This is a genomic window from Roseisolibacter sp. H3M3-2 (assembly GCF_029211165.1).
Taxonomy (GTDB): Bacteria; Gemmatimonadota; Gemmatimonadetes; order Gemmatimonadales; family Gemmatimonadaceae; genus Roseisolibacter.
Genome location: NZ_JARGEK010000125.1, coordinates 1 through 12304, shown reverse-complemented (window position 1 = coordinate 12304; position 12304 = coordinate 1). Strand labels below are relative to the sequence as shown.

The 12304-nt window shown below is 76.3% G+C and carries 9 protein-coding genes and 1 pseudogene; 8 read left to right on the top strand and 2 right to left on the bottom strand.

The window, feature by feature from the left end; genetic code table 11:
• Positions 1–883: pseudogene (locus tag PYV61_RS12100) on the bottom strand (hypothetical protein); the annotation flags it as partial.
• Between the two features lie 123 nt (positions 884–1006).
• Here PYV61_RS12100 and PYV61_RS12095 point away from each other — a divergent pair.
• From PYV61_RS12095 to PYV61_RS12075, 5 genes are all read left to right on the top strand, one after another.
• Positions 1007–1342, top strand: a complete 336-nt coding sequence (locus PYV61_RS12095; protein ID WP_275831797.1) for a PadR family transcriptional regulator — start codon at positions 1007–1009, stop codon at positions 1340–1342.
• 19 nt (positions 1343–1361) lie between these two features.
• Positions 1362–4082, top strand: a complete 2721-nt coding sequence (locus PYV61_RS12090; protein ID WP_275831795.1) for an ABC transporter permease — start codon at positions 1362–1364, stop codon at positions 4080–4082.
• Positions 4083–4176: 94 nt separating this feature from the next.
• Positions 4177–4986 carry a cysteine hydrolase gene (locus PYV61_RS12085; RefSeq protein WP_275831792.1) on the top strand — a complete coding sequence of 270 codons (810 nt, stop codon included), beginning with the start codon at positions 4177–4179 and terminating at the stop codon, positions 4984–4986.
• Positions 4987–5060: 74 nt separating this feature from the next.
• Positions 5061–5756 (top strand): NUDIX domain-containing protein, encoded by a 696-nt coding sequence (locus tag PYV61_RS12080; RefSeq protein ID WP_275831790.1) that lies wholly within the window; start codon positions 5061–5063, stop codon positions 5754–5756.
• Between the two features lie 8 nt (positions 5757–5764).
• Entirely contained in the window at positions 5765–6325 is a 561-nt protein-coding gene (locus tag PYV61_RS12075; protein WP_275831787.1) for an NUDIX hydrolase, read from the top strand.
• 8 nt (positions 6326–6333) lie between these two features.
• On the opposite strand, the gene PYV61_RS12070 is transcribed toward PYV61_RS12075, so the two are convergent.
• Positions 6334–9093 (bottom strand): methyltransferase, encoded by a 2760-nt coding sequence (locus PYV61_RS12070; protein WP_275831785.1) that lies wholly within the window; start codon positions 9091–9093, stop codon positions 6334–6336.
• A 120-nt stretch (positions 9094–9213) separates the two neighbouring features.
• Between PYV61_RS12070 and PYV61_RS12065 the strand changes: the two genes are divergently transcribed.
• The 3 genes from PYV61_RS12065 to PYV61_RS12055 all read left to right on the top strand — a co-directional run.
• On the top strand, positions 9214–10281 hold the full coding sequence (locus PYV61_RS12065; RefSeq protein WP_275831783.1) for a hypothetical protein: 1068 nt from the start codon (positions 9214–9216) through the stop codon (positions 10279–10281).
• Between the two features lie 62 nt (positions 10282–10343).
• On the top strand, positions 10344–11129 hold the full coding sequence (locus PYV61_RS12060; protein ID WP_275831781.1) for a hypothetical protein: 786 nt from the start codon (positions 10344–10346) through the stop codon (positions 11127–11129).
• On the top strand, positions 11126–12304 hold a 1179-nt coding region (locus PYV61_RS12055; RefSeq protein WP_275831779.1), incomplete at its 3' end, for a protein phosphatase 2C domain-containing protein. The genes PYV61_RS12060 and PYV61_RS12055, both read left to right, overlap by 4 nt.

Sequence of the window (12304 nt, the reverse complement as noted above, 5' to 3'; positions counted from 1 at the left end):
CCCGCGCCAGCGCCGCGTTCGCCCCGCCGTCCACGAGCGCGACGCGGCGCCGCGGCGAGCCGGCGACGAGCCGCCAGGCCGGCGTCCCCGAGTCGAGCGCGAAGCCGAGGATCGGCAGCGGCCAGCGCGGCAGCGGCCGCGGCTCCCCCGCGCGCACCGCGTGCGCGGCGGCGTCGGGCGTCCGGATCGTCGTCGTCCCGAGCCGCACCGCCAGCGTGCCGCGCCGCTCCTCGCGCTCGGCGCGCCAGACGTGGACGACCGGGCGCTCGGGCGCGTCGGGCACGCGGAGCAGCGACACGCCGGCGACGGGCACGCGCCGCCTCCGCGCGCCGCCCGGGTGGTCGACGGCGGCCGGCCGGAAGGCGACCAGCAGCCCGCGCGCCTTCAGCGCCTTCGCGCGCTCGCCGAGCGCGGTGGGCACCAGGCGCCACGCGTGGGTGCTCGGCCCCCCGCCGTAGCGCGCGTACACGACGCCGACGTCGAACCGCTCCGCGAGCCACGCCGCGACGCCCTCGGCCGGACCGGACGCGTCGTGGTCCTCGGCGACCAGCAGCGCGTGCGCGCCGCGGTCGAACGGCACGCGGACGCGCGCGTTCTCGCGCGCGATCTCGCGCCGGAGCCGGAGCAGCGCCCACCAGTCGGCCCCCGCGCGCAGCGCGTAGCCGCCGAACCAGAGCGCGGGGAGCGCGAGCCACTCGCGTGCGGCGCCGCGGGCCGCCACCTCGTACGCGACGCCGACGAGGCCGAGGTTGAGCAGGACGCCCGGCCAGAGCGGCCCCCCCAGGATCATGAAGAAGACGCCCGGGACGGGAAGCGCCTGGAGGAGGAAGACCGCCGCGGCGGCGACGAGCAGGTAGCACGACGTCGGCACGCCGGCGAGCATATCGCCGGCGGCGGACGCGGGCCAGCGCCGCGCGGACCCGCACGCGCGACTTCTCTTGACGGCTACAGGAGTCGGCCGCATCTTCCTCTAGACGACGACAGAAGCCCCCGCCCGGAGCCTTTGGTGCCGACCCGTTCGCCGAGCGACGCGCTGCGCGGCTCGCTCGACCTGCTCGTGCTCAAGACGCTGTCGCTGCAGCCGATGCACGGCTGGGGGATCGCGCAGCGCGTGCAGCAGATCTCCGACGGGGCGCTGGAGGTGAACCAGGGCTCACTGTACCCGGCGCTGCAGCGGCTGGAGCAGGCGGGGCTGGTGGCGAGCGAGTGGGGGACGACCGACCACAACCGGCGGGCGCGCTACTACAGCCTCACGGCGGCCGGGCGCCGCGCGCTGGGCGCGGAGGTGGAGAGCTGGCGCCGCTTCGCCGCCGGCCTCGAGGCCGTCCTCCGCACGAGCTGACTGATCCGGGGAGCCCCGCATGCGACTGTTCCACGCGGCGCGCGCGCGCCTGCGCCTGCTGTTCGCCCGCCGCGCCGCGGAGGCGCGCATGGACGAGGAGTTCCGCTTCCACCTCGACATGGAGGCCGACCGGCTGGCGCGCGCGGAGGGGCTCGCGCCGGCGGAGGCGCGGCGCCGCGCGGTCGTCGCCTTCGGCCTCGCCGAGCGCCACCGGGACGCGATGCGCGACGGCCGCGGCCTGGCGTGGCTCGGCGGCCTCTCGCTCGACCTGAAGCTCGGGTTCCGGATGCTCGTGAAGTATCCCGGGCTGACGATCGTCGGCGGGCTCGCGATGGCGTTCGCCATCTGCGTCGGCGCGGTCGTGTTCGAGACGGTGCGGCTGTTCCTCGCCCCCGCGCTCCCGCTGCCGCAGGGCGACCGCATCGTGCACCTGCGGAACTGGGACGTGGAGGCCAACCGCAAGGAGCCGCGCGCGCTGCACGATCTCCAGGTCTGGCGCCAGGCGATGCGGTCGGTGACCGACCTGGGCGCGTGGCAGGACGTCACCCGCAACCTCGTGGGGCGCGACGGCGAGGCCCGCCCGCTCCGGATCGCGGCGATCACCGCGTCGGGGTTCCGCGTCGCCGCGACGCCGCCGCTGCTGGGGCGCGCCGTGGTGCCGGCGGACGAGCGCGCCGACGCGCCGCCCGTGGTCGTGCTGGGGCACGAGGTCTGGCGGCTGCGCTTCGCGGGCGACTCGGGGGTCGTCGGGCGGACCATCCAGCTCGGCGACGCGTACGCCACGGTGGTCGGCGTGATGCCGAGCGGCTTCGCGTTCCCGGTGACGCACGACGCGTGGATGCCGCTCCGCCCGGAGGCGCCCGACGCCGCGCCGCGCGCGGGGCCCGCCGTCACGATGTTCGGGCGGCTCGCCCCCGGCGCGACGCTCGACGACGCGCGCGCCGAGCTCGCGGTGCTCGGCCGGCGGGCGGCGCGCGAGCAGCCGGCGACGCACCGGCACCTGCAGCCGCAGGTGATGCCGTACGCGCAGATGTTCGGCGGGGCGAAGTCGGCGGCCGAGACGGGGCTCGTGGTCGTGCTGACGCAGGTCTTCACGCTGATGCTCCTCGTGCTCGTCTGCGGCAACGTGGCGCTGCTGCTGTTCGCGCGGGCGGCGACGCGCGAGAGCGAGATCGTCGTGCGGAGCGCCCTCGGCGCGAGCCGCCGCCGGATCGTGCTGCAGCTGTTCGCCGAGGCGCTGGTGCTCGGCGGCGTGGCCGCCGCCGCCGGGCTCGGGGCCGCGCACCTCGTGCTGCGCCACTGGGGGCTCGGGTTCGTGAAGGCCAACTTCGCGGACGTCCCGTTCTGGTTCGACCCGCGGCTGTCGCCCGCCACCGCCCTCTACGCCGGCGTGCTCACGGTGCTCGGCGCCGCGATCGCCGGCGGGCTCCCGGGGCGCAAGGTCACGCGCGACATCGGCACGGGGCTGCGCTCCGGCACGTCCGGCGGCGGCGCGCGGTTCGGCGGCGTGTGGACGGCGGTGATCGTCGCGCAGGTCGCGGTGACGGTGGCCTTCCCCGGGATCGTGATGGTCGAGGCGCGCGAGCAGCAGCGGGTCCGGTCGTACGACGTCGGCTTCGCGGCCGACGAGTACCTCGCGGTGAGGCTCGACCTGGAGGCGCCCCCCTCCGCGTCGCCCGCGGCGCACCGCGCGCGATTCGCGACGCTGGTCGAGACGCTGCGCCAGCGCGTCGCCGCCGAGCCGGGGGTGGTCGGCGTGACGTTCGCCGACCGGCTGCCGCGCACGAACTACGACGACCACGCGGTCGCGTTGGACGAGGCGGCGCCGGCCGCGTCCTCGTCGGCGTCGCGCTTCACGAAGGTGGCGCTCGTCGACCCGTCGTACTTCGGCGTGCTCGGGGCGCCGATCCTGGCGGGGCGGGGGTTCCGCGCCGCCGACGCGGCCGGCGACGCGCGCGTGGTGGTCGTGGACCAGGGCTTCGTCGACCGGGTGCTGCAGGGGCGCAACCCGATCGGGCGGCGCGTGCGCCTGGGGGAGGGCGGCGTCGCGCCCGACGGTCCCGGCGCCGACTCGCTCCCCTGGCTCGAGATCGTCGGCCTGGTGAGGGACCTCGGGATGATCGGCGCGGCGGAGACCACGCGCGGGATCGGCCTCTACCGACCCGCCGCGCCGGGGGACGGCTTCGCGCCGCAGATGGTGATCCACACGCAGGGTGAGCCGATGGCGCTCGTCCCGCGCGTCCGTGCGCTCGCCGCGGCCGTGGACCCGACGCTGCGCGTGGTCGAGCCCCAGCGCCTCGACGGCGTCGCGGACGACCTGCTGTGGATGATGGGGATGTGGCTGCGCACGACGCTGACGATGACCGGCATCGCGCTGCTCCTCTCGCTCTCCGGGATCTACGCGGTGCTGACGTACACGGTCGCCCGACGCACGCGCGAGATCGGCGTCCGCGTCGCGCTCGGCGCGCCGCGTCGCACCGTCGTCGCGGCGATCTTCCGGCGGCCGCTGACGCAGGTCGGCCTCGGCATCGCGGGCGGGGCCGCCCTCATCGCCGTCGGCGCCCACGTGCTGGCCCGCACCTACCAGTTCCAGCACTGGCCGCGCGGGTTCTCGCTGGGCCAGGTCGCGCTGCTCGTGGGCTACGCGGCCGGCATGCTCGGCGTCTGCCTGCTCGCGTGCGTCGTCCCCACGCGGCGCGCGCTGCGGGTGCAGCCGATGACCGCGATGCGGGTCGAGTAGGCGGGCGCGAGGGGCGCCGCGCGCGCCGCGGGTCGCTGGCGCGCGGGGTGCACGGTCGGGGGCGGTCCCGTCCACCCCCTCAGCCGAAGCGAGCATGTCCGACCCGACCCGCCGCGAGATCTACGCCCGCACCCCCGGAGGCGGCGTCCAGCTCGCCGCCAGCACCGATCGGTGGCACCTGTTCGACGACCACGTCCACCTCGCCCCGCACCGCGGTGACGACCCGCGGCTCCGGCGGTTCGACGCCGAGCTGATGCCCTTCGTCGACAGCCTGGACCGCGGGGCGCTGGTCGTGATCGACATGCAGAACGACTTCTGCTCGCCCGGCGGCTGGACCGACGCGTCGGGGCTCGACTACCGCGCGTGCCGGGCCGCGATCCCCGGCGCGCGCCGCGCGGTCGAGGCGGCGCACGCGCACGGCATGTGGGTGGTGTGGGTCTACTGGTCCAACCGGACCGACCTGCGCAACCTCGGCGCGCCGACGCTGTACGCGTTCAAGCACAGGCCCGACCAGAAGGGGATCGGCGAGCCGCTGGGCGGGGGGCGCGTGCTCACCGAGGGCTCGTGGAACGCCGAGATGGTGGACGAGCTCAGGGCGCTCATGCGCGACGACGACGTGCGGATCGAGAAGGTGCGCATGAACGGCTTCGTCGGCACGCACCTCGACCAGGTGCTGCGCACGCAGGGGATCGGCACGCTCTACTTCGCCGGCGTGAACATCGACCAGTGCGTCGCCACGACGATGGAGGAGGCGTGCTTCCGCGACTACAACTGCGTGCTCCTCGAGGACGCCTGCGCGACGTCGAGCCCCGACTACTGCAGGCAGTCGGTCGTGTTCAACGCGAAGCAGTGCTGGGGCTTCTCCACCACGACCGAACGGTTCGCGAACCCGCGGCCGGTCTAGCCGCGGGGGGCGTCGGCATTCCGGCGACGGGGTGACACGGTGTAGCTTGGACACGGTCCCCCGCCCGGAGCGCCATGTCCGCCAGCTACGAGTTCCCGCGGCCCCTCGTCACCGTCGATTGCGTGGTGCTCGGCGTCGACGAGCAGGGGTTGAAGGTGCTCCTGCTGGAGCGCGACAACGAGCCCTACGCGGGGCGGTGGGCGCTCCCCGGCGGCGTGGTGCGCGAGGGGCAGGGGCTCGACGCGGCCGCGGCCGACGTGCTGCGCCGGAAGGTGCGGCTCGCCGAGGTGTTCCTCGAGCAGCTCTACACGTTCGGCGACCCGGGGCGGGACCCGCGGGGGCACGTGATCAGCGTCGCGTACTACGCGCTCGTGCGGCTCCGCGACCACGAGGTCCGCGCGGCCACCGGGGCGCGCGAGGTGACGTGGGCGGCGGTCGGCCGGCTGCCGACGCTCCCCTTCGACCACGCCCGCATCGTGGAGACGGCGACCGCGCGGCTCCGCGGGAAGGTGACCTACGACCCGCGGGTGGTGTTCGCGCTGATGCCGGCGCGCTTCACGCTCCCGCAGCTGCAGCAGCTCTACGAGGCCGTGCTGGACACCCCGCTCGACAAGCGCAACTTCCGGCGGAAGGTGCTCGACCAATGGGGGATCCTCGTGGAGACCGACGGCACCGCGCCGAGCGTCGCCGGGCCGCCGGCGCGACTCCACGCGTTCGACGAGGCCGCGTACGCCGAGCGCGCGGCCTCGGGCTTCCAGTTCCTGCTCTGACCCCTGCCATGACCGGACCGCACACCGACGCAGACGACGTGACGGAGCTCGCCCGCGGCCGCTTCCTACGGCTCGCCGCGCGCGACGGGTGGGAGTTCGTGCAGCGCGTCCGCGGCAGCGGGGCGGTGCTCATCCTCGCGGTCACGCCGGCCGACGAGGTGCTGCTCGTCGAGCAGTACCGTCCGCCGGTGGCGCGGCGCGTGATCGAGCTGCCGGCGGGGCTGGTCGGCGACGAGCCGTCGGACGCCGACACGCCCGAGGCGGCGGAGGACGCCGTGCGGCGCGAGCTCGAGGAGGAGACCGGCTACCGCGCGGCGACCGTCACGCGCCTCGGCGGCGGCCCGTCCTCTCCGGGCAGCTCGGCCGAGTCGGTCGGGCTCTATCGCGCCGCGGGGCTCGAGCAGATCGGCGAGGGCGGCGGGATCGCGGGCGAGGCGATCACCGTGCACCGCGTGCCGCGCGCCGACGTGGCGCGCTGGTGCCGCGCGCGCGAGCGCGAGGGCGCGCTGATCGACGTGCGCATCTTCGCCGCCCTGTTCCTCGACGAGGCGCCCGCCGACGCGACCTGACGCGCCGCTCAGCGGGCGGGCTTCTCGAACACCCAGAGCGCGTTCGAGGGCGGCAGGTCGACGTCGCGGCCGTCGGCGTCGGTGAGGCGGACCTTCCCCGCGAGCCCGCGGCGGTAGCCGCCCTGCACGTAGCTCGACTGCTCCGCGGGGAGCGGGACGACGACGGGCGCGGGCTCGCCGTCGGCGCCGAGCCAGCGCACGACGGCGTCGCGGTACTCGGCGTAGCGCAGGACGCCGTACTGCTCGCGCACCTCGTACGGGAAGCTCTCGGGCCCCCAGATGTAGGTGTAGAGGAACTCCATCGCGTCGGCGCTCTCGAGTCGGACGCGGCGCTCGCCGACGCGCGCGAAGCGCACGGCGCGCCCCTCGAACTGCGCGGCGAACAGGGCGAAGAACTCCGCCGCGTCGGGCGCGACGAACTCGATCTCGCGCACGCCGGGCTCCGGCATGACGCCGTCGCGGATCACGAGGCGGCCGCCCGGCGCGAGCGCGCGCCAGCTGGCGCGCAGGAGGTCGCGCACGCTCTCCAGCCGGAAGCGCGCGGGCGGGGCGCCGCCGTCGCCGGGGTACTCGACGTACGAGTAGATCTCGTGCAGCACGCTGCAGTACACGACGGTGTCGACCGTGCCCTCGCCGACGATCTCCGGGAGGCGGAAGGCGTCGGCGTGGCGCACGCTCCACCGGCGCCCCTCGCTCGCGCGCCGCCGCTGCAGCGCCTCGACCGCCATCGCGCTCGCGTCGACGCCGAGCACCTCGCTCGCGGGGTGCGCCTCCTCCAGCAGGTCGAGCACGATCCCGCCGCCGGGGCCCACCTCGACGACGCGCCCCGGGCGGACGTGGTCGAGCATGCGCTGCTTGTCGTTGCGCGCGCCATTCATGTGCGCGAGGTACATCTCCTCGTTCGCGACGCGGTCGAAGTCGTCCTTGCGGAGGCCGTAGAGGTCGCAGAGCGCTTTGAGCGTCGCGTGGAACGCCGCGGAGCTCTTGCGCTCGTAGATCGGCAGGAGGGTGAGCAGCGCGGCCGTCTCGGCGGACTCCCGGTAGGTGAGGCGCACCGCCTCCTGCCCGCCGATCTCGGCGCGCACGCTCCCGAGCGGGCTGTCGGCGTCGTCCGGGAGCGTCCCCGCGAGCAGCGCGGACAGCGCGTGCGGCGCGAGCAGCGTCTCGACGAGGCGCACCCTGTAGGTCGTCGCCGGCTGGCGGCGGTCGCCGAGGGTCGCGGCCAGCGGCAGGCAGCTGAGGTGGAACGGCGCGCCGGGGCGCGTCTGGTCGGTCGCCGCCGCGGCGCGCACCATCCCGATCAGCAGCAGCTTGAGCTGCGCCTCGGCGGAGAGCGCCGCGGTGCCCGACTCGGCGTACCAGAACCGGCAGCGGTCGAGCAGGCGCGCGAGCTGGCCGACCTCCGCGTCCGTCAGTGCGGCGAGGGCGTCGGCGGTCGCGCTGGGCGACTCCCCCATCCGCGTGCGCGTGGCGCGCAGCCTCGCGAGGCGGTCGGCGGCGCGCGTGCGCGCGGGCTCGTCGACGGACGCCGCGGCGAGGCGCGCCGCCGGATCGCCCGGCCGGAGCGCCGCGTCGCGCACCATCCTCTCGACCCCCGACAGCGCGTCGCGCAGCGCGTCGGTCATCAGCCCCTCGCGCACGCCCGCGGTGTCGCAGACGTTGACGAGGTGCAGGCAGTCGAGCACCGCGTCGAGCACCCGCTCCCGCGAGGGGAGCCCGAGCGCGGGCCCCAGCGCGTCGGCGGCGCGGTCGAGGTAGGCGACGAGCGGCGCGAAGGCGGCGACGGGCATCTCGCCGCGCACGATCTGGCCGGCGATGCCGTGCGCGTCCACCAGGGCGCACACAAGCCCCGCGAGCGCCGGATCGCCGGGCGCGTCGGCCGGGAGCGGCCAGGCGATCCGCGGGTCGGACGCCAGCAGGCGTGCCGCCGCGGCGTTGTGCACCGACAGGTCGACGCCGAGCCGCGCCCACCGCGCGTGGTCCTCCGGCGTGCCGCCCTTGGCGACGTCGAGGTGCAGGAGGGCCTGGCGCACCACCGCGAGCAGGGGGCCGTCGGCGAGCCGCCGCGTGCGCGCGACCTCGGCCGCGAACGCTTCCTCGCTCAGCCCCTCGCCGCTCTGGAAGCGGTCGCGGTCGGCCAGCTCGAGCCCCCGCAGCTTGCGGCCGAGGACGCGGGTGGCGAGGTGGTCGAGGAGCGGCATCGGGGGGACGCCCTCGGGGGCGCCCTCGTGCTCCAGCGCGGCGTGCGGGGCCGCCGCGGCGCCCAGCGCGGCCAGGAGCGGGCTGGCCTCTCGCACGCGGCGCGCGAGGGGCGTCGGCACGTCGTCGCGCAGGGCGTCGAGGGCCGCGATCGCGGCCGCGGTGTCGAGCGCCAGCGCGGCGCGGAGGCCGGCCGGGTCGAGGCGCAGCAGCCGCGCGATGCGGGCCTCGCGCGCGGCGACGCGGGCCGCGAGGTCGGTCGCCGAGGTGGCGTCGGCGACGAGGAGCGCCAGGGCGCCGGGGCCGGTGCGGCGTGCGCCCCCGGGGGCGTGGACGGCGGACGCCCACGCGCTGCGGGGGAGGGCGGCCAGCGACTCCGCCACGCGTCCCCAGCGGGCGGCCGTCGCGAGGACCCCGACGGCGTCGTCCGGCGCCGCCGGGCCGGCCGCGTCGAGGAGCCGCGTCGTGGCCGCCGCCCAGCCGGCGAGCTCGGGCGACTCGGCGAGCGCCGTCTCGCCCAGGTCGCGGAGCGTGCGCTCCAGCACGGCGTGCGTCGGTAGGGGTGGCATCGGCCGGATGATACCACGCTGGAGCGGCCAGCAACGGTGTGCCATTGACACGGTGTAAAAAACACACCATTATCGGTGTGCGCTTGACACTGACTATCACACGATGCCTTCGAGGCCGCCATGGTCCTGCTCGCCCCCCCCACGACGCTTCCCGTCCCGCGGTTCTACGACCCGGCGCACGCGGCCGACTCGCGCTACCGCCCGGACCAGGAGGCGGTCTTCGCCGAGGCGTCGCGCTGGGCGCAGGCGCACGGGATCCGGCCGTCGGGCGCCGACCGCCGCCGGGTCGCGCTGCTGCTGATCGACATGCAGAAGGACTTCTGCTTCCCCGACGGCGCGCTGTTCGTCGGCGGGCGCTCGGGGCGGGGGGCGATCGAGGACAGCGACCGCGTCGCGCGGTTCGTCTACCGCAACCTCGCCGGGATCACCGACATCCACTGCACGCTCGACACCCACTTCCCGTACCAGATCTTCTTCGCCTCGTTCTGGCAGGACGCCGCGGGCGCGCCGCTGGCCGCGCACACGGTGATCGCGGTCGCCGACATCCGCGCCGGCCGGGTGCGCCCGGCGCCGGCCGTCGCGGCCTGGCTCTGCGGCGGCGACTACCCGTGGCTGCTCAAGCAGGTCGAGTTCTACTGCGCGGAGCTCGAGCGCGCCGGCAAGTACCAGCTCTACCTCTGGCCGCTGCACTGCCTGCTCGGCTCCGACGGGCACGCGCTCGCGGGGGTGATCCACGAGGCGCGGCTGTTCCACGCCTTCGCGCGCGTCTCGCGCGCCGGCGTCGAGGTGAAGGGGGGCTCGTACCTCACCGAGAACTACTCGGTGCTCGCGCCCGAGGTGCTCACGCGGCACGACGGCCGCGCGCTCGCCCAGCGCAACGTCAACTTCGTGCAGACGCTGCTCGCGTACGACGCCGTGATCGTCGCCGGCCAGGCCGCGTCGCACTGCGTGAAGTCGAGCATCGCCGACCTGCTCGACGAGATCCGCGCCGCCGACGAGCGGCTGTGCCGCAAGGTCTACGTGCTCCGCGACTGCATGTCTGCGGTGGCGGTGCCCGACGGCGCCGGCGGGTTCCTCGCCGACTTCACCGACCAGGCGGAGGCGGCGCTCGCGGAGTTCGCCGCGGCCGGGATGCACGTCGTCCGCTCGACCGACGCGCCCGAGTCGTGGCCGGACTTCCCGCGCTGAACGCGCCCCGACTCTCCGCGCACTCCTTCCCGACTCTCACCGGCCCGCGGCCGGAGGTCCCGATGCCCGACACGACGACCAGCACGCAGCTCATCCGGCAGGCCCGCGACGCGGGCGACCTGTCGGCGACCTCGTACGACACGATCATGCTCGCCCCGGACATCGGCACGCAGATCCAGGCCGGGCTGGGCGTGGTGCCCGACGACGTGGCCGCGAGCGAGGTGACGCTCGTGACGCTGATGCCCGACGACTCGGGCTCGATCGCCGCCGCGCGCAACGAGGCGTCGGTGCGGCTCGGCCACAACGAGGTGCTCGCCAGCCTGGACGGCTCGAAGCAGGCCGACGGGGTGCTCGTCCACACGCGGTACCTCAACGGCACGGTGCTCAACCCCTGCCGGCCGCTCGCCGAGGCGGAGCGCATGACGGAGCAGAACTACTCGGCGTCGCACGGCACGCCGCTCTACGACCAGGCGGTGGTCGTGCTGGGGACCGTGATCGCCAAGGCGAAGGAGCTGGAGGCCGCCGGCATCCCGACGCGCACGATCACGCTGCTCGTCAGCGACGGGGAGGACCTGCACTCGCGGCAGCAGACCGCCGCCTCGGTGCGGGCGCTGGTCGAGGACCTGCGGCGCACGGAGATGCACGTCGTCGCCGCGATGGGGATCGACGACGGCCGCACCGACTTCCGCGCGGTGTTCGGCGCGATGGGGATCCCGGACGCGTGGATCCTCACGCCGGCGAACAGCGCGCGCGAGATCCGCGCGGCCTTCCGGCTCTTCTCGCAGTCGGCGGTGCGGGTGAGCCAGTCGGCGGCCGGCCTGGCGGGGCTGGGCGGGTTCGGCGCATGACCGCCCGGGCGCGTCGCGCGGCGCGAGCGCCGCCGGCGGCGGTCGCGGACGGGCCGCCGTTCGCGTGGGCGGCGGGCTCGGTGGCGGGGAGCGACCACCGGCGGGCCGGGCGCAACTGCCAGGACGCCGTGCGCGTGCTGGGCGACGCCGACGCGCTCGTGGCCGTCGTCGCCGACGGCTGCGGGGGCGCGCCGCACAGCGAGGTGGGCGCGCACCTGCTCGCGCAGCTGCTCGCGGTGCACCTGCTGGCCGCCGCGCCGGCGGCGCTCGGCGGCGCGCTCGTGATCGGCGGGAGTGTCGAGTGCGAGCGGTGGCTGCAGGCGCTGCGCGCGGCCCGAGGCGACGCGCCGTGGCGCCGCGTGCCGACCGGCGTCGGCGAGGACCGGCTAATCGGCGGGCTCGACGTCGCGGCCACGCTCTCGGCCGGGACGCGCGTGCTTGCGCGCGGGCTGCTGGCCGAGGCGCACGGAGGGACGCTCGCGCTCCCGCGCGCCGCGGACGCGGCGCCCGGCACCGTCGGCCTGCTGGCGCGCACGCTCGACGACGGCGAGGTGCTGGTCGAGCGCGACGGGCTCTCCGCGCGACACGAGAGCGCCGTCTGCGTCGCGGCGGCCGCCGGCCCCGACGAGCGCGAGCAGTTGGGCGCGACGCTGCTCGAGCGGCTGGCGCTGCACGTCGTGCTGCCCGACGGGTACGAGCCGTCGGCGCCCGCCGCCCGCGTCACGGACTTCGCGCGCGTCGTGCCGGAGCCGCCGCACGTCGTGGCGCTCGCCCAGGTCGCCGACGCGCTCGGCCTCGCCTCGCCGCGCGCGCTCCTGCTCGCGGTGCGCGCCGCGCGTGCCGCTGCCGCGGTCTCGCGACGTGACGCGCCGCGCGACGACGACCTCGCCCTGGCGGTGTCGCTCGTGCTGGCCCCGCGCGCCACGCGCGTCCCCCCGCCGCCCGCCGACGACGAGGTCGACGCCGGCCCCCAGGAGAACGGCGGCGCGTCGGACAAGAGCGACGCTTCGGGTGCCGAGGGGGAGGCCGAACAGCGCGCCGGCCCGCCGTCCGACCTGCTGATCGAGGCGGCACGCGCCGCGCTCCCCCCCGCGCTGCTCGACGCGAACGGCGCCGGGCGCGCGCGGCCGGGTGCGCACGCGACACAGGGGCGGCGGGGCGCGGAGCAGCGCGAC